Source organism: Caballeronia fortuita (assembly GCF_001544835.2).
Lineage (GTDB): Bacteria > Pseudomonadota > Gammaproteobacteria > Burkholderiales > Burkholderiaceae > Caballeronia > Caballeronia fortuita.
The window spans coordinates 166,319-182,548 of the sequence record NZ_FCNX02000002.1 but is presented as its reverse complement, the minus strand read 5'-3'; the positions used below and the strand labels follow the sequence as shown (position 1 = coordinate 182,548).

General features: G+C 65.4%; 17 protein-coding genes. 2 read left to right on the top strand and 15 right to left on the bottom strand.

Annotated features, from left to right (window positions below):
* Window positions 1–45: 45 nt before the first annotated feature.
* The 8 genes from speB to AWB77_RS05080 form a co-directional block, all read right to left on the bottom strand.
* The gene (gene speB / locus AWB77_RS05115; RefSeq protein WP_061133313.1) at window positions 46–993 is read right to left on the bottom strand and encodes an agmatinase; all 948 of its coding nucleotides are present in this window, start codon (window positions 991–993) and stop codon (window positions 46–48) included.
* Window positions 994–1,009: 16 nt separating this feature from the next.
* On the bottom strand, window positions 1,010–1,615 hold the full coding sequence (locus AWB77_RS05110) for a cupin domain-containing protein (protein ID WP_167354127.1): 606 nt from the start codon (window positions 1,613–1,615) through the stop codon (window positions 1,010–1,012).
* A gap of 87 nt (window positions 1,616–1,702) precedes the next feature.
* A complete protein-coding gene (locus AWB77_RS05105) occupies window positions 1,703–2,401 on the bottom strand; it encodes a DUF1989 domain-containing protein (RefSeq protein WP_061133312.1) in 699 nt (232 codons plus the stop codon).
* 10 nt (window positions 2,402–2,411) lie between these two features.
* The gene (locus tag AWB77_RS05100; RefSeq protein ID WP_061133311.1) at window positions 2,412–3,647 is read right to left on the bottom strand and encodes a M20 family metallo-hydrolase; all 1,236 of its coding nucleotides are present in this window, start codon (window positions 3,645–3,647) and stop codon (window positions 2,412–2,414) included.
* A complete protein-coding gene (locus AWB77_RS05095) occupies window positions 3,644–4,453 on the bottom strand; it encodes an amino acid ABC transporter ATP-binding protein (protein WP_061133310.1) in 810 nt (269 codons plus the stop codon). The genes AWB77_RS05100 and AWB77_RS05095 overlap by 4 nt, the downstream gene beginning before the upstream one ends.
* Window positions 4,450–5,103 (bottom strand): amino acid ABC transporter permease, encoded by a 654-nt coding sequence (locus tag AWB77_RS05090; RefSeq protein WP_061133309.1) that lies wholly within the window; start codon window positions 5,101–5,103, stop codon window positions 4,450–4,452. The genes AWB77_RS05095 and AWB77_RS05090 overlap by 4 nt, the downstream gene beginning before the upstream one ends.
* 9 nt (window positions 5,104–5,112) lie before the next feature.
* The gene (locus AWB77_RS05085) at window positions 5,113–5,775 is read right to left on the bottom strand and encodes an amino acid ABC transporter permease (protein WP_061133308.1); all 663 of its coding nucleotides are present in this window, start codon (window positions 5,773–5,775) and stop codon (window positions 5,113–5,115) included.
* A gap of 7 nt (window positions 5,776–5,782) precedes the next feature.
* Window positions 5,783–6,637 (bottom strand): transporter substrate-binding domain-containing protein, encoded by an 855-nt coding sequence (locus AWB77_RS05080; RefSeq protein ID WP_061133307.1) that lies wholly within the window; start codon window positions 6,635–6,637, stop codon window positions 5,783–5,785.
* A gap of 352 nt (window positions 6,638–6,989) precedes the next feature.
* Between AWB77_RS05080 and AWB77_RS05075 the strand changes: the two genes are divergently transcribed.
* Together AWB77_RS05075 and AWB77_RS05070 are read left to right on the top strand one after the other, a co-directional pair.
* Window positions 6,990–7,913, top strand: a complete 924-nt coding sequence (locus tag AWB77_RS05075; RefSeq protein WP_061133306.1) for a LysR family transcriptional regulator — start codon at window positions 6,990–6,992, stop codon at window positions 7,911–7,913.
* Window positions 7,914–8,105: 192 nt separating this feature from the next.
* Complete coding sequence (locus tag AWB77_RS05070) at window positions 8,106–9,338, top strand: MFS transporter (RefSeq protein WP_061133305.1); 1,233 nt, start codon at window positions 8,106–8,108, stop codon at window positions 9,336–9,338.
* A gap of 94 nt (window positions 9,339–9,432) precedes the next feature.
* Here the strand turns inward: AWB77_RS05070 and AWB77_RS05065 are convergent, their stop codons facing one another.
* Genes AWB77_RS05065 through AWB77_RS05035 form a run of 7 tightly spaced genes read right to left on the bottom strand, consistent with a single transcriptional unit; the run spans window position 9,433 to window position 16,183 of the window.
* Window positions 9,433–10,479 carry an ABC transporter substrate-binding protein gene (locus AWB77_RS05065; RefSeq protein ID WP_061133304.1) on the bottom strand — a complete coding sequence of 349 codons (1,047 nt, stop codon included), beginning with the start codon at window positions 10,477–10,479 and terminating at the stop codon, window positions 9,433–9,435.
* Between the two features lie 14 nt (window positions 10,480–10,493).
* Window positions 10,494–11,627: an NAD(P)/FAD-dependent oxidoreductase gene (locus tag AWB77_RS05060; protein WP_061133303.1), complete on the bottom strand. Its 1,134-nt coding sequence runs from the start codon at window positions 11,625–11,627 to the stop codon at window positions 10,494–10,496.
* A complete protein-coding gene (locus AWB77_RS05055) occupies window positions 11,620–13,044 on the bottom strand; it encodes an FAD/NAD(P)-dependent oxidoreductase (RefSeq protein WP_061133302.1) in 1,425 nt (474 codons plus the stop codon). The genes AWB77_RS05060 and AWB77_RS05055 overlap by 8 nt, the downstream gene beginning before the upstream one ends.
* Entirely contained in the window at window positions 13,041–13,355 is a 315-nt protein-coding gene (locus AWB77_RS05050) for a (2Fe-2S)-binding protein (protein WP_061133301.1), read from the bottom strand. The genes AWB77_RS05055 and AWB77_RS05050 overlap by 4 nt, the downstream gene beginning before the upstream one ends.
* A 9-nt stretch (window positions 13,356–13,364) precedes the next feature.
* Window positions 13,365–14,159, bottom strand: coding sequence for an ABC transporter permease (locus AWB77_RS05045; protein ID WP_061133300.1), 795 nt, complete (start codon window positions 14,157–14,159; stop codon window positions 13,365–13,367).
* Window positions 14,160–14,184: 25 nt separating this feature from the next.
* Window positions 14,185–15,102 carry an ABC transporter permease gene (locus AWB77_RS05040; RefSeq protein ID WP_061133299.1) on the bottom strand — a complete coding sequence of 306 codons (918 nt, stop codon included), beginning with the start codon at window positions 15,100–15,102 and terminating at the stop codon, window positions 14,185–14,187.
* Complete coding sequence (locus tag AWB77_RS05035; RefSeq protein WP_061133674.1) at window positions 15,095–16,183, bottom strand: ABC transporter ATP-binding protein; 1,089 nt, start codon at window positions 16,181–16,183, stop codon at window positions 15,095–15,097. The genes AWB77_RS05040 and AWB77_RS05035 overlap by 8 nt, the downstream gene beginning before the upstream one ends.
* Window positions 16,184–16,230: the final 47 nt, after the last annotated feature.

Genomic DNA, 16,230 nt, shown 5'->3' with positions numbered 1-16,230 from the left:
AACGCTCGTGCATGACGGCCGCGCGACGCCATGCGTCGCGATAGATCACCCCCCTCGCACCCGCCGCGCCGCGAACAAACACAACATCTCATACATCAAGGTCGCGGCAACGAGCGCCGTGTTACCGCCAGGATCATAAGGCGGCGATACTTCCACCACATCGCCGCCGACCCAGTTCAATCCATCGAGTCCCCGCAACAACGCAAGCGTTTCGCGCGTCGTCAACCCGCCGATTTCCGGCGTCCCCGTGCCAGGCGTAAATACCGGATCGAGCCCATCGACATCGAGCGAAAGATAGACGGGCGCATCGCCGACCACGCGCCGCGCTTCTTCGACGATCGCCGCCGGCCCGCGCGCTTCGAACTCTTCGATGAACACCACGCGCATGCCGTGATCCAGCGAATAACGCCAGCCTTCGTCGGTATTCTGCGCGCCGCGTATGCCGATCTGAATCGTGCGCGTGGGGTCGAGCAGACCCGCTTCGACCGTGCGTCTGAACGGTGCGCCGTGCGTGAACTTGGAGCCCTTGAACGCGTCCCACGTGTCGGTGTGCGCGTCGATATGCACGAGCGCGAGCGGCTGCTTCGGCGCGATCGCCTGAAAGACCGGATAGGTGATCGAGTGATCGCCGCCCGCGATCAGCGCCATCTTTCCGGCGCGGAATACCGGCTCGAAAAAGCGGCGGATATCGCCGTGTGCGGCTTCGAGATCGTAGAGATGCTCGAAGGGCACATCGCCGATATCGGCGACGCGGCACGCTTCGAACGGGTTGAAACGCGTGACGTGATGGATGGCGCGCATCATCGTCGACATGTTGCGGATCTCGCGCGGCCCGAAGCGTGCGCCAGGACGCGCGGTGACGCCGCCATCGAAGGGCACGCCCGCCAGCGCGATATCGAGCGCCGCGAGGTCGCGCTCGAACGGCACGCGCATGAAAGTGGGAATGCCGACGAAGCGCGGCAACTGCATCTGCGAAAGATCGGTGCTGGCCATGATGAGTTCCCGCTAGTCAGAACGTGGGCGGCGTGTTGACCCAGAGAATGCGCGTGACCGCATCGCCCGGATTGCGATAGCTGTGCGGCTCGGTGCTCGGGAAATAGAATGAATCGCCCGCCTTGAGCGAATAGCTCTGATCGCCCAGCGTGAGTTCGAGTTCGCCTTCGAGCACGTAACCCAGCTCTTCGCCGATGTGATGAATCTGCTCGTCGCTGCGCGCAAGCGGCTCGAGGACGTGAATATCGCCCTGAAGCAACTGGCCCGGACTCGGCACGACGAGCCGTTCGAGCGTGATGGAACCTTCGGCGCGCCTGCTCTTTGCCGAAGGCGTCGCGGCGCGCGCGGCGGGAAAGCGCACCGACGGCCGCTCGCTCGCGCGTTGCACGGGCGAAGACGTCACGGCCGGCGCGGACAGCAGCGCGGCGATGTTGGTATCGAGCGCGATGGCGAGCTTGTGCAGCATCGCGAGCGATGGCGTCGCGTGGCCGCCCTCGACCTTCGACAGAAGACTCTCCGAGCAGCCCGCCGCTTCGGCGAGCGCCTTGAGCGTCATGTGCCGCACCATGCGCGCGTGACGCAGACGCGTGCCGAGGCCATCGGCGGCGGACGGCGGCGCCACTTCGGCTTTACGTGAAGTACGCGCTGCAGGTGAAGAAGGTCGTTTGCTGGCCACGAATGAACACCATCGAAAGGATGAAAGGCGCGCTTATGCGAGCACCGTGAACTCGACTTCGAGCGGGTTCAGCGCGTTGATCGGAATGATATCTTGCGGACACGCCGACATCACCACGACGCAATCCATCGCGGCCTTGATATCCACGTAATCGCCGGATTTCGACACGGGCGGCAGCCAGTCGATCGAATAATCCGGCTTGACGGGAATGTTCATCCACAGATTGAACGGCTGCGGCACTTCCTTCGGGCGCAGGCCGATAGCCTTCAGCGCAAGCCGCAGATTGTCCGCGCAGTTGTCGTGATAGTGCTCGACGCCGAGATTGCGATAGCGGTACAGATCGCACGCGGCGATGAGCGTATCGTGCACGCCCGGCGACGTATCCGCGACGAGGTCGGCAATCGGGCGGCGCTGGTTGGTTACGAGAGGATCGCCCGCCTGCGGAATGATCTTGTCGATGAACGCGCGCGTATGTTCGAACGACAGGAACTCGTTCAGATGCTGGGCGTTGAAGATCCACGTATCGCACACTTGCGTGCCGTGCGGATTGGCGATGCGGATGGTCTGCCCGGCCTTCACGCGCACCGCGCGGCCGCAGCGCGCGGGCACCGTGTACGTCTTGCCGATTTCAGGCGTGCCGTCCGGCGAGATGGGTTCGTTCAGCGTGGCGTTGACGCCGGTTTCCTGGCCGTTGTCTTCAGTGCTTGCGAGAGTCGTGGCGGGTGCGTTCATGGTGGCTCCTTCAGTCGTTGCAGAGTGTGGTGAGGCAATGGGCGAGCGCGCGTGCGCCGAGCACGAGATGTCCGGCGTCCGTCGCTTCGGCGGGGTTGTGGCTGATGCCGTCGATGCTGGGCACGAAAATCATGCCGCTCGGACAATGTTTCGCGAGATACATGGCGTCGTGGAAGGCGCCCGAGGTCAGATGCAGCGCGCGGGCATCGAGCGCGCGGCAGGCTTCGTCGATGCGCGACAGCACGCGCGGATCGAACGCGACGGGCGCATGGGCGAACAGCGCTTCGATGCGCGCGCCATGACGTCGCGCGATGGCCTGCGCGTGTTCATCGAACGCGCCGAGCACGTGCGCGTCCGGGTGGCGGAAGTCGACGGTGAAGCACACCGCCGACGGAATCGTGTTGATCGAATTCGGCGCGATGTTCCAGCGGCCGAACGTGACGCGCGTATCGCCGCGGCCGAGTTCATGGGCGATGGCATCGAGTTCCCGATGCAGCGCGATGGCGAGCGTCATCGCGTCGCGGCGCAGCGGCATCGGCGTGGTGCCCGCGTGGGCGGCAGTGCCTTGCACATGGAACGCGTACCAGCGCACGCCCTGAATGCCGCCGACGACAGCGAGCGGCACATCGGCGTTTTCGAGCTGCGGACCTTGTTCGATATGCAGTTCGACGAAGGCATGCGCGGCGTCCTGCTGCGCGCGCGGCGGCAGTTCAGGGAACGCGCTTACGTGCCGTTTCAGCGCCGCGCTCAGGGTGATGCCTTCAGCGTCCCGCACGTCCACGTAACGCGCCATCCGCGACGGCTCCACGAATGCGCTCGATCCCATCGCGCCCGGCGAGAAGCGCGTGCCTTCCTCGTTCGTCCAGATCGCGACTTCCAGCGGGCGGCGCGTGCGCACGTTCGCATCGTTCAACGCGGCGAGCACTTCGAAGCCCGCGAGCACGCCGTAACATCCGTCGAGCTTGCCGCCGGTCGGTTGCGTATCGATGTGGCTGCCGGTCATCACCGGCGCGAGTGCCGCGTCGCCTTCGCGGCGGAAGAACAGATTCGCGCATGCATCGACATGCACGCTGCAGCCGAGCGCGCGTGCGCGGTCGATCAGAAAGCGCCGTGCTTCGATATCGCGTTCGCCGAGCGCGGGGCGGTCCACGCCGCCGTCATCGCGCGCGCCGAACGCAGCGAGGGCTTCGATCGATTCGAGCAGGCGGGCCGCGTTCACGGCATCCGCGACGTGTCTTGCGCTCACGATGTCACTCCTTCGCTCACGAAATTGAGGCTGCGTTCGAGCCACGGTTTGAGGAATTGCTGCAAGCGCGGCGTGCGCGTATTGCCGAACAATTGCGCGGGCGGTCCGGCTTCGACGATTTTCCCGGCTTCCATGAACACGACCTTGTCGGAGATCTTCGCGGCGAAGCTCATCTCATGCGTGACCATCACCATCGTCATGCCTTCCTGCGCGAGCGAACGGATCACGTTGAGCACTTCCTCGACGAGTTCGGGATCGAGCGCGGACGTGGGTTCGTCGAGCAGAATCACTTCCGGTTCGATGGCCAGCGCCCGCGCGATGCCCACGCGCTGCTGCTGTCCGCCGCTCAGCCGCGCCGGATACGCGTCTGCCTTGTGTTCGAGACCGACGCGCGTGAGCGCGGCCAGCGCCTTCGCGCGCGCGTCGCGTTTGTTCATCTTCTTGGCGAGCACGAGCGGCGTCGCGACGTTGTCCAGCGCATTCATGTGCGGCCAGAGATTGAATTGCTGAAAGACCATCGAGATAGGGCGGCGCACCTCGGCGATGCTGGCTTCGCTGTCGCGGTCCTTCGCCGTGCGTCCCGCCGATCGATAGCCGAGCAACTGGCCCTTGATCCACACTTCGCCTTCATCGTAGGCTTCGAGAAAATTCATGCAGCGCAGCGCGGTGGTCTTGCCCGAACCGGACGGCCCGATCAGCGTGACGATCTCGCCGCGCATCACATCCAGGTCGATGCCCTTGAGCACGCGGTTCTCGCCGTACGACTTGCCGACGGCGATCAGCTTGAGTATCGGAAGGTCGCTCATGATGTCTTCTTCAGAAACGGAATGCGTGAAGTGGCGGCCTGCGCGATCATCGACACGGCTTGCGTGAGCAGCCAGTAACACGCGATCAGAAGCGCATACGGGCCGACATACGTGTAGCTCGACGCGACGATATCGCTGGCCGTCATCGTCAGTTCGGGCACGGTGATGATCGACGCGACCGCGCTCTCCTTGATGACGAGAATGGTTTGATTCGCGATGAGCGGCGCGGCGAACGCAAGCGCCTGCGGCAACTCGATTGAGCGGAACGCGTCACGCCGGCTCACGCCGAAAGCGGCGGCGGCTTCGAGCTGACCGCGCGGAACGCTCGCCCATGCGGCGCGAAAAAGCTCCGCGAAATACGCGCTCGAATAGAACGCGAGCGAAAGGATCGTGGCCTGCACGGCCGACAACGTCACGCCTAAAACCGGCAGCCCGAAGTAGACGATCACGAGCTGGGACAAGTAAGGCGTGCCGCGCACCAGCCACACGAACGCGCCATAGACGAGCGCGAACGGACGGCCGAACGCGAGACGCATCGCGTTGATCGCGAAGCCCGCGACGATGCCGATGAACGCCGCCAGCACGCTCACTTCGAGCGTGATGCCCATCGCTTCGATGAAGCGCGGAACAAGTGCGATGAAGTTATTCATGCCGATGCCTCACGGACGCCGTGCCACACGCAGCGCGTACACATGACCCGCGCCCGCGAGCAGCGACGTGATCGCCAGATAGAACACCGCCGCCAGCGCGTAGACTTCGAGCGGCCGGTATGTCGATGACGAAAGCTGCTGTCCCACGCGCATCAGATCCGTCACGGATATCACCGACACCACCGCCGACGCCTTGACGATATCGATCATTTCGGAGACGAGCGCGGGCAGCGTCGCGCGCACGACCTGCGGCACTTCGATATGCCACAAGGTCTGGGCCCGCGTGAGATTGAAGGTCGATGCCGCCTCGATCTGCCCCGGCGCGATGGAGCGAAACCCCGCGCCCAGAATCTGCGACTGATACGCGCCCGTGTTGAGCGACAGCCCGATCACGGCGGCCGCGAGCCCCGGCAATTCCAGCCCGAGCGCGGACGGCACGTAGTAGAACACCAGCAGTTGCGCAAGCACGGGCGTGCCGCGCAGCACACTGACATACACGCGCGCCGTGCCGCGCATCAGCCGGCTGTCGCTGACCGACATCGTGTAGACGAACACGCCGACGAAGAAGCCGCAGCACACGGCGACGGCCGAGAGCAGGAATGTCGTCAGTGCGCCGTCGAGCAACTGCGGCGAGTAGCCGATGCAGCGCGTGAGCAGATCCGGACCGTTCATCGCGATGTCAGATGGACGGTGCCGGAAGCGTGGCCGGAACGTCCATCGTCGAGCCGAACCATTTCTCCTGCAGCTTCTTCATGGTGCCGTCGCTGTTTGCTTTGGCGATGCCATCGCTAAAGAGCTTGAGCAGCGCGGCGCTGTCGGCGTCCTTGCGCGCGACCCAGGCGAAGTAGCTCTTCGGACCGATAGTCTGCGGCAGCACCGCGAACACGCCCGGACGCGATTTCAGCAACGGCCCGAGATTGGCGACGGACTGCGCGACGGCATCGAGCCGGCCAACGGCGAGGTCGGCATAGGCTTCGTCGAACGCGACGTATTGCTTGATCTGCTTGATGCCGGGACCGCCGGCTTCCTTCAGCTTCTTGTCGAGCGCCATCAGCGCCTGCAATTGCGCGGAGCCGGTCTGCGAACCGACCACCTTGCCGTTCAGATCGTTTGGCCCTTTGATGGAGGTATCGGCGGAGCGGGTGAGCACGCCGGTGGTCGCGTCGGCGACGGGAACGGTGAACGCGAAATGATCGGCGCGGTCCTTGTTGACGGTCACGGCCGTCACGACGATGTCGAAGCGCTTTGCATCGAGACCGGGCAGCAGGCCCTGAAACGGCAGGTCGAGTTGCTTGACCTTCACATCGGGCAGGGACTTGAGGACGTAGGCCATCAGATCGGCGTCATAGCCGACGATCTTGCCGTTATCGACGTATTCGAAGGGCGCGTAACGCGCTTCCGTGGCGATCGTGATTTCCTTGTTCGACTTGACGCGGCCGAGCAGATCGTCCGCGTGCGCGAGAGACGGCGCAGCGGCGTTAAGCGCGAGCGCGCCCGTCAGGATGGTCAGCAAATGGCGAAGACGTTGGTTCATGATGCTCCCCTTGCGTGTGAGCTATTGTGAAAACAACCGGAATAAAATTCAAGTGACTTGAATAAAATTCAATATGCATGATGTGTGCCAGCGCGAGGCGCCTTGACGGGCGGACCTGCGAGTTTTCGCATGCACTGAAAGAGGGGCGAAGGGATCGGGCAAATGCACCGCCGCGCACGGTGATGCACCAGATCGGAGAGGAAGATGACAACGCGAAGGGCGATGGCGCGCGCGTTCGATGCCTGCGTCCGTTCAACGCGGACGCATCGAATCGAAGCGCGGAATGGACGTTTCCAGGCCATTCGCTCGGCTAAACTGGGCGCTTCATCGATCACCGACGCACCGAGCCGACATGGACCGAATCGACGCGATGAAAGTCTTCATCGCCACGCTCGACGAAGGCAGCCTGGCGGGCGCGGGGCGGCGCCTCGGCCGCTCCCCCGCCGCCGTCAGCCGGGCGATCGCCTTTCTCGAGGAACATACGGGGACGGCGCTGCTGCATCGCACGACGCGCACCATCAAGCTGTCCGAAGCCGGCGAACGCTATGCCGTTGCGTGCCGCCGCATCCTTACCGATCTCGAAGAAGCCGATCTGCTGATCGCGCACGAACGCGCCGCTCCGCGCGGGCTGCTGACGATCACCGCGCCGGTCGCGGCGGGCGAAGATCTGCTGCGTCCGCTGCTGGACGATTTCATCGCGCGCTTTCCCGCGGTTTCCGTGCGCCTGCAACTGCTCGACCGGCCCGTCAGCCTGATCGATGAAGGCATCGATGTCGCGTTGCGCATCGCACATCTTTCGGACTCGACGCTCGTCGCGATTCCCGTCGGCGAAGTGCGACGCGTCGTGGCCGCGTCGCCGGGCTATCTCGCGAAGCATCCGCGCATCGGCAAACCGGCCGATCTCGCGCAGCATCAAATCATTTCAATGACGCACTTCGGCCTCGATTCATGGAGCTTCCCGACCTCGAACGGCTCGACGATTCCCCAGGTCGTGCAGTTCGCGCCGCGTTTCATCGTAAACACGGTGCGCGCGGCAGTTGCGTCCGCCGTCGATGGACATGGCCTCACGCGGCTCTTTTCCTATCACGTCGCGAGAGAAGTGAAGGAGCGGACGCTGCAGATCGTGCTGCCGGACAGCGAGCATGCGCCTTCGCCGGTGCATCTGCTGACGCCGCACGGACGTCTTTCGGTGCCGAAGGTGCGCGCGTTCGTCGACTTCGCCACGCCGCGCCTGCGACGCCGCTTCAGGCAACTGCAAATCGATTCGATCGAATAGCGGAAGATTGTCTTCCGATCCGCGTCGATTCTGTCCAGGTTCGATCGAATATAGACTGGCCTTCATCGGGGGCGCGCATGTTGCGTCCTGCGCGATGATGGAGGGCCTATTCATGAAGCAACTGGCATACGAGCGGTTCCAGGTCTCGCGGCCTGCGCTCGCCGCCGTTCCGTTCGCTGCGTCGAGGTCGACATGAGCGAGATCGTGCAATCCCCGATGCACCTCGGCTATGCGGAACGCAACGGCCAGTACTGGCGGCGCAATCTCGCCGTCTGCGTGTTCGGTTCGTTCACGACGCTCGTGAGTCTGAGCATGCTGCTGCCGTTTCTGCCGCTCTACGTGCGGCAGCTCGGCGTGAATTCGCAGGCGTCGGTGATCGAATGGTCGGGCGTCGCGTTCAGCGCGACGTTTCTCGGCACCGCCGTCACCGCGCCGCTCTGGGGACGTCTCGCCGATCGCTACGGCCGCAAGCCGATGCTCGTGCGCGCGGCGCTCGGCATGGCCATCGTGATGTCGCTGATAGGCGTCGCGCAGTCGGTGCATCAACTGGTGGCCTTGCGTCTGCTCGCGGGGCTGATCGGTGGCTACGCGTCGGCTTCGACGGTGATGATCGGCACGCAGGCGCCGCGCGAGCGGGCAGGGTGGGCGCTCGGGATATTGTCGACGGGCGCGCTCGCGGGCAATCTCGCCGGGCCGCTCATCGGCGGGATGCTGCCGGGACTGATCGGCATTCGCGGAACGTTTTTCGCGGGCGCGGGCATGATCGCGGTGGCCGCGCTGTTCACCATCGTCCTCGTGAAGGAAGACTTCCATCCCGCCGATGCGAAAAAGCGCGCGACGCATACGGCATCGACCCACGCACATCGTGCGAACGGTCTCGTCGTGGCGGCGCTCCTTGCGACCGCGATGATGGTGCTGCTCGCGAACATGTCGATCGAGCCGATCATCACCGTCTATATCGGCGGGCTCGGCGTGACGGGCGATCGCGTGGCGCGCATCGCGGGCGTCGTCATGGCGTGCTCCGCGCTCGGCAGCGTGCTCACGGCGGCGCGGCTCGGCGCGCTGGCGGACCGCATCGGAAGCTGGAACGTGATCATCGGATGTCTCGTGCTGACCGGTATCGCGATGATTCCGCAAGCGTTCGTGCATCAGTGGTGGCAACTCGCCGCGCTGCGGGTCCTCATGGGGATGACGCTCGCGGGCTTGCTGCCGTCGATCTCGAAGCTCGCGCGCAGTGCCGTCGATGAAAGCCGCAGCGGGCAGATGCTCGGCTATCTGCAATCCGCGCAATTCAGCGGGCAGGTCGCCGGGCCGCTGATCGGCGGGCAGATCGGCGTGTGGCTCGGGCTGCACTCGGTGTTCTTCGTCACCGGAAGCCTGCTGCTCGCCTGCGCGGCTCTGGTGTACTGGGCGCGCACGCGCTGAACCCGCAACCTACGGCAGCGGGCATGTCGGCCCGCTGCCGCGCCGTTCAGCGGATCACGCGAACAAAGCGCGTCGCTGACGAAGCCGACACCACTTACTTCTCGATCTGCTGATTCCAGCGCTGATCCCACTGCGCGCGATTCGCGTTGATGGAATCCCAGTCCACGACGGTTACCTTCTTCACGAGCGCGTTGAGGTCGCCGAGATTCTTCTCCATGTCGGGCGTCATCTTCGCCTGCGTGTTGGTGGGAATCTGCTTGCCGGCCTCCGCCGCCTTGGTCTGCGCGGGCGCGGACAACAGATATTGCGCGAGCTTCTGCGCGAGCGCCGGGTCCGCATTGTTCTTCACGACGCACACATCCACGAGCAGCAGCACCGCGCCTTCCTTCGGCGCCACGTAAGCCACCGGCAGGCCCTTGTCCTTGAGATCGCCGATGGCGGTCGGCGTGAGCGGGAAAAGGCCGGCTTCGCCCGTCGTGATCATCTCCGAGAGCTTCGCCGAGTTCGGAATATATTCGACGACATTCGGGCCGACCGTCGTCGCCCATTTGCTGAAGCCCGGCTCGACGTTCTTCTCGCTGCCGCCCCATAGGCGATTGAGCGCGAGAAAACCATGCAGGCCGAAAGTGCTGCTCGACGCCGACTGGAACACGACCTTGCCCTTGTACTTCGGATCGGCGAAATCGAGCCACGAGGTCGGCGGCGCCCAGCCCTTGTCCTTGAAGAGCTTCGTGTTGTAGCCGATGCCGGTCATGCCGAGCTGCACGCCCGCGCCCATGTCGTCCTTCAGGCGCGCGAACGGATACAGCTCCTTGAGCACCGGCGCGTCGTCGAGCTTCTGGCACACACCCATGCTGACGGCGCGGGCCATCACGCCGTCATCGAGAAACGCGACGTGAATCTGCGGGCTGTTGCGGTTCGCGAGCAGCTTCGCCAGCACGTCGGACGAAGTGCCCGGCACCACGACCACCTTTACGTTGTTGGCCTTCTCGAAGTCGGGCAGCACCTGGCTCGTGTAGGCCTTTTCCATCGGCCCGCCATTCATGCCGATGTAGAGGGTCTTGCTCTGCGACCAGGCGGAAGTCGACGCGCCGAGCGCAACGAGCGCGGCGAGCGAAACGAGTGTGCGGGGCAGCTTCATCGAAATTTTCCTTGTTATGACTGGGGAATGGCGGAAAGAGGCATCGAACTGAACCGTCCGATCGAGAAGGCGCCGATCGGCGTGCTGGTTTCGCCCTGCGTGACGAGCTCGGCGAGCACTTCGCCGACGCCGGGCGCAAGCAGGAAGCCGCCGCCCGAGAATCCGAATGCATGAAGCAGGCGCGGCGTGGTGAGGCTCGGTCCGATGACCGGATTGTTGTCGGGTGTCTCGCCCTCGACGCCGCTCCATGTGCGAATCAGAAGCGCATCGCGCAATGCGGGCAGGAGCGCACAGGCGTCGCGCATCACGGCACGCGTGGTCGCCGTCGATGGCTGCGCGTATTCGCCGTCGCCATGACCGCGCCCGCCGCCGATCACGCAGTTGCCGCGCTCGACCTGCCGCGCATAGATGCCGCCGCCCACCACGCCGAGACTGTGACCGATGAAAATTGGCAGCGGCTCGGTCACCCACATGTTCGGATAGATGGGCTTCATTGGCGCGCTCTCGCCGAAGCTGCCCGCGATGCGATTCGCCCACGCGCCCGCGCTGTTGACGAGCCAGTCGGCGCTGATGCGTTCGTTGCCCGCGCGCATCTGAAAGCGCGTGCCGTCGAAGACGATGTCGGCAAGCTCGGTCTGCTCTCGCACGTCCGCGCCGGCGCGGCGGGCCGCATGTGCGAAGCCGGGCGCTACGAGGCGCGGATTCGCGTGACCATCGGACGGACAAAGCGAACCGCCGATCGCCGCCGCGCCAAGCCACGGATAGCGCGCGCGAAACGCCGCGCCGCGCATTACCTGCGATTCGACGCCGTGTTCGCGCGCCATCGCCGACCATCGATCGAGCACGTCGAGATCGGCTTCGCGCCGCGCGAGCCTTAGATGACCCGACACCACGAGTTCGCCGTCGATGCCGATGAGTTCCGGCAGCCGCGCATAGACGCGGCGCGCGCGCACCGCGAGCGGCAGTTGCTCTTCGGTGCGCCCCTGCGTGCGCACGCCGCCGTAGTTCACGCCGCTCGCCTGGGCGCCGCAAAAGCGCCGTTCGACGAGCGCGACGCGCATCCCCTGCTTCGCGAGCGCGAGCGCCGTCGAGGAACCGACGAGCCCGCCGCCCGCGATGACGACATCGAAATGACGCGTGTCATTCATCGTGCGCTTCCTCCGGCTGCACGCTGACGCCGTCGTCGTAGAGCATCGGCGTGATCGGAATCGGTTTGATGGGCGCCTGACTGCGCAGACGGCCGACGTCGGCGAGCGGCTTGCCGGTTTCGGCAGCAAGCAGCGCGGTGGCAGACTCGCCGCACATGCGCCCCTGACAGCGCCCCATGCCGATGCGCGTGAGCGCCTTCAGGCGATTGATTTCCGTCGCGAGGCCGCCGCGGATGCACGCGCGCAGCGCGCCCGCGGTTATTTCCTCGCAACGGCAGATCACGAGATCGTCGGGCCAGTGCTGCGCGGCGTTCGACGGCGGCGCGAATGCCTGCTCGATGCCCGCGCGAAAAGCGGCGATGCGCGATAGTTTGCGTTCGAGCGCCGCCGCATCGGGCGGGGCGCTTTCGTGGGCCACGATGCCGATATCCTCCAGCAGCGCGAGCGCGGCGCGGCGTCCTGCGAGTTCGGCGGCGTCCGCGCCCGCGATGCCCGCGCCGTCGCCGGCGAGATAGACGTGGCGCACGGAACTGCGGCCCGCCGTATCGCGTTCGGGAATCCAGCAGCGATTGAGCGCATCGAAGCGAAAGCGGCAACCGGCGAGATCAGCGAGTTGCGTTTCGGGACGCAGGCCGAAGCCCATGCCGACGGCATCGCAATCGAGCGTGCGCGATTCGCCGCGACGCGTGCGCCAGCGGATGCCGTGGACGGCTGCGTCGCCATCGATGCCATCGAGCGTCACGCCGCGCTCGATGCGCACGCCGCGCGCGTGCAACCAGCCGACGTAGAACATGCCCTTGGCGAAGGTCGCGGGCTGATTCAGCATGCGCGGGGCGGCGGCGACCTGTCGCGAAAGCGGGTTCGTGTCGAGCACGGCTGCGACCTTCGCGCCCGCCTTCGCGTACTGATACGCGACGAGATAGAGCAGCGGCCCGGTGCCTGCCAGCACGACGCGCGAGCCGATCGCGCAGCCCTGCGCCTTCAACGCGACCTGTGCGGCGCCGAGCGTGAAGACGCCCGCGAGCGTCCAGCCGGGAACCGGCACGATGCGATCCGTCGCGCCGCTCGCGATGATCAGATGCGTGAACGGCACGCTCGCCTCGCGGCCCGCGCGGAGCGTGTCGAGCCGGTTCTGCTCGCAGGACCAGACGAGCGTGTCGGGGCGGTAGTCGATTTTCGGAAGCAGCCGGGCCATCGTGTCGTGCAGGGCTTCGGCTTTGGGGGCCTCGAAGCCGTAGAGCGTCGACTTGCGGCGCACGAAGCCCGCATCTTCCGGCGGCTGTCGATAGATCTGCCCGCCCCAGCGCGCGTTTTCGTCGATGACGACGGGACGAACGCCTGCCGCCACGAGTGTCTGCGCCGCGCGGATTCCGGCAGGCCCCGCGCCGACGATCACAACGCGCGGATTTGCACTCATCGCGTCTCTCCGGCGTTCGTGACCACGGACATGCCCGCTTCGATGCGCGTCGAGCATGCGCGCAAGCGCCGGCCGTTTTCATCGCGCACCCAGCAGTCCTGACACGCGCCGATCAGGCAGAACCCCGCGCGCGGTTTGCCGCTGAACTCGCTTTGCCGCACGTGACGCTGCTGCATGAGGATGGCCGTCAGAAGGGTGTCGCCTGCGAGCGCTTCTGCCGGCGCGCCATCGAGAACGAAGGCAATGCGCGCACGGTCTTTCTCGGCGAGGCGAACGAACTGCGGCGCGTGATGAGGCGTTGCGTGGCTCATGGGATGAATTCAGTGCTGGCCGATCAGAATGCGGTTGAGCCCGTACACGCGGTCCAGAACGAGCATCGCGCCGGCGGTGATGAAAATCACCAGCGCCGAGACGGACGCCATCATCGGATCGATCGACTCGGTCGCGTACATGTACATGCGCACCGGCAACGTGACGGTCTGCGGCGACGTCACGAAGACCGACATCGTCAGCTCGTCGAAGCTGTTGATGAACGCGAGCAGCCAGCCGCCCGTGATGCCGGGGAGAATCATCGGCATGGTGACGCGGCGGAACGTGGTCCACGCGCTCGCGCCGAGCGAGGCCGCGGCGTGCTCGATGCTGCGGTCGAGGCCGCTCACCGAGGCCAGCACGAGCCGCATCACGAACGGCGCGATGACGACCACGTGTGCGAGGATCAGCCATGCGAACGAACCGGTTGCGCCGATCATCGCGAAGAAGCGCAGCATCGCGATGCCGAGCACGAGGCCGGGGATCACGAGCGGCGAGAGCAGCAGCGCGTTGAGAAAGTTGCGCCCCGGAAAGCGCGCGCGGCCGATCGCGAGTCCTGCCGGCAGCGCGATGACGAGCGCGAGCGTCGCCGAGGCGAACGCGAGCTTCACGCTGTTGAAGAACGCCGATATGAAGTCGGGATAGTCGAGAATCGCGCGGAACCAGCGCAGCGAGAGCCCGCGCGTGGGCAGCGTGAGCGTTTCCTCGGGCGTGAACGCGACGAGCACGACGATGACGAGCGGCGCCAGCACGAACAGGATCACGATCGTGTGGAACGCCAATGCGACGGGACCGTTTTTGCGCATGATGATTCGATTCTCTCGTCGGCGGTCAGCCCATGCTGCGCGCGTAGCGCCGCTCGAGCACGCGGTAGTAGGTGAGCATCACCACGAGATTGGCGATGAGCAGCAGCAAGGCGATGGTCGCGCCGAGCGGCCAGTTCATCGAACTGAGGAACTGGTCGTAGACGGTCGTGGCCGCGACCTTGAGACGCCGTCCGCCGAGCAGGCCCGGAATCGCGAAGGCGCTCGCGGAGAGGCCGAACACCATCAGACTGCCCGAGAGAATGCCGGGCACGAGTTGCGGCAGCACGATGCGCCGCAGCGTGACGGCGGGCGAGGCCATCAGCGAGAGCGCGGCGTTTTCCGTCTGCGGATCGATGCGTTGCAGCGCGGTCCACACGGGAATCACCATGAACGGAAGCATCACGTGAACGAGCGCGATGACGATCGCGAACGTCGTGTAAAGCAGCTTGTACGGTCCCATGCCGAACACGCCGAACAACTGGTTCACCAGTCCGTTCACGTTGAGCAGCATGCTCCAGCCGAACGCGCGCACGACGACCGAGACCAGCAGCGGCGCGATGATCACCAGCAGAAAAATCGAGCGCCACGGATCGCCCATGCGCGAGAGGATGTACGCCTCGGGCGTGCCGATCACGACGCACAGCAGCGTCACCAGCGCGGCGATGCCGAAGGTGCGCAGGAATATCGTGTGGTAGTAGGTCGAGCCGAGCACTTCGGCGTAGTTGTGCAGGTCGAACGCGGCGACGGGGCCGAGCGACGGATCGAAGCGATAGAAGGTCAGCGCGAGCGTCATCGCGAGCGGCACGATCACGAGCACCGAGAACAGCAGCAGCGCGGGCGCGCTCATCATCCACAAGGGCAGATAGGCGTGCCACGGCGCGCGGCGTGCGCTTTCGGACCCGGCCGGTGCGGCGGATTCCGCCGATCGCAACGTGCTATCCACGGGCCGTCTCCTGAATGAAGCGGATCGAGTCCGCGTTCCAGTCGATGCCCACCTGCGCGCCTTCTTCCAGCGGCTCGTCGCCGTGATTCTGGCAGCACACGAGCATTTCGCCTGCGCGGCTGTCGAGCCTGTACAACCACTGACTGCCGAGGAAGAAGCGGCTCGCCACGCGGCCCGGCAGGCGTCCGCTGCCCGCTGCGCCGAGCCTGAGCTTCTCCGGACGGATGCATACGGTGATCGCGTCGCCGACGCCAATCGCCCGCTCGCGCTCCGGTAGCTGCAAGGTCGAGCCGGTCTCCGCGAGATCGTGGCCGAGATCGATGCGAATGGCATCGCCGTCGCGCGCGACGATCGTCCCGCGCAGCATGTTCGCCTTGCCGATGAACTGCGACACGAAGCTCGTCTCGGGACGCTCGTACGCGCGGTAAGGCGTATCGACCTGCGTGATGCGGCCCGCTTCCATGACGACGACGCGATCGCTGATCGACAGCGCCTCGGACTGATCGTGCGTGACCATGATCGTCGTGGTGCCGATCTTGCGCTGAATGCCGCGCAGTTCGAACTGCATGTCCTCGCGCAGCTTGGCATCGAGGTTGGACATGGGCTCGTCGAGCAGCAGCACCGGCGGCGCAATGACGATCGCGCGGGCGAGCGCCACGCGCTGACGCTGGCCGCCCGAGAGTTCGCGCGGAAAGCGATGCGCGAACTTGTCGAGCCGCACGAGCGACAGCGCTTCCTGCACCCGCTCGCGCCGCTCGCGTTTGTCGATGCCGCGCATCTCCAGGCCGAAGCTCACGTTCTGCTCGACGCTCATGTGCGGAAAGAGCGCATAGCTCTGAAACACGATACCGAGGCCGCGCTTGTTCGGCCGCAGGTGCGTGATGTCGCGGCCGTCGAGCACGATTCGTCCGCGCGTCGCTTCGATGAAGCCGGCGATCATCTGAAGCGTGGTGGTCTTGCCGCAGCCGGACGGGCCGAGCAGCGAAACGAATTCGCCTTTTTCGACGGTGAGATTGACGTCGGCGACGGCGTGCAGATCGCCGAACGACTTCGATAGATCCGTCAGAGTGAGGAACGACATTGTCTTTCCCTTCGGCGTCACGCGCGCCGCTGCAGGTGTGAGTTCGA

What these genes read in the sequence shown, in the direction of transcription:
- AWB77_RS05050 (WP_061133301.1), bottom strand. Translation starts at nt 13,355, where the DNA reads ATGAGCCACGCAACGCCTCATCACGCGCCGCAGTTCGTTCGCCTCGCC.
- AWB77_RS05035 (WP_061133674.1), bottom strand. Translation starts at nt 16,183, where the DNA reads ATGTCGTTCCTCACTCTGACGGATCTATCGAAGTCGTTCGGCGATCTG.
- AWB77_RS05080 (WP_061133307.1), bottom strand. Translation starts at nt 6,637, where the DNA reads ATGAACCAACGTCTTCGCCATTTGCTGACCATCCTGACGGGCGCGCTC.
- AWB77_RS05055 (WP_061133302.1), bottom strand. Translation starts at nt 13,044, where the DNA reads ATGAGTGCAAATCCGCGCGTTGTGATCGTCGGCGCGGGGCCTGCCGGA.
- AWB77_RS05045 (WP_061133300.1), bottom strand. Translation starts at nt 14,159, where the DNA reads ATGCGCAAAAACGGTCCCGTCGCATTGGCGTTCCACACGATCGTGATC.
- AWB77_RS05065 (WP_061133304.1), bottom strand. Translation starts at nt 10,479, where the DNA reads ATGAAGCTGCCCCGCACACTCGTTTCGCTCGCCGCGCTCGTTGCGCTC.
- AWB77_RS05075 (WP_061133306.1), top strand. Translation starts at nt 6,990, where the DNA reads ATGGACCGAATCGACGCGATGAAAGTCTTCATCGCCACGCTCGACGAA.
- AWB77_RS05070 (WP_061133305.1), top strand. Translation starts at nt 8,106, where the DNA reads ATGAGCGAGATCGTGCAATCCCCGATGCACCTCGGCTATGCGGAACGC.
- AWB77_RS05090 (WP_061133309.1), bottom strand. Translation starts at nt 5,103, where the DNA reads ATGAATAACTTCATCGCACTTGTTCCGCGCTTCATCGAAGCGATGGGC.
- AWB77_RS05105 (WP_061133312.1), bottom strand. Translation starts at nt 2,401, where the DNA reads ATGAACGCACCCGCCACGACTCTCGCAAGCACTGAAGACAACGGCCAG.
- speB (WP_061133313.1), bottom strand. Translation starts at nt 993, where the DNA reads ATGGCCAGCACCGATCTTTCGCAGATGCAGTTGCCGCGCTTCGTCGGC.
- AWB77_RS05085 (WP_061133308.1), bottom strand. Translation starts at nt 5,775, where the DNA reads ATGAACGGTCCGGATCTGCTCACGCGCTGCATCGGCTACTCGCCGCAG.
- AWB77_RS05095 (WP_061133310.1), bottom strand. Translation starts at nt 4,453, where the DNA reads ATGAGCGACCTTCCGATACTCAAGCTGATCGCCGTCGGCAAGTCGTAC.
- AWB77_RS05060 (WP_061133303.1), bottom strand. Translation starts at nt 11,627, where the DNA reads ATGAATGACACGCGTCATTTCGATGTCGTCATCGCGGGCGGCGGGCTC.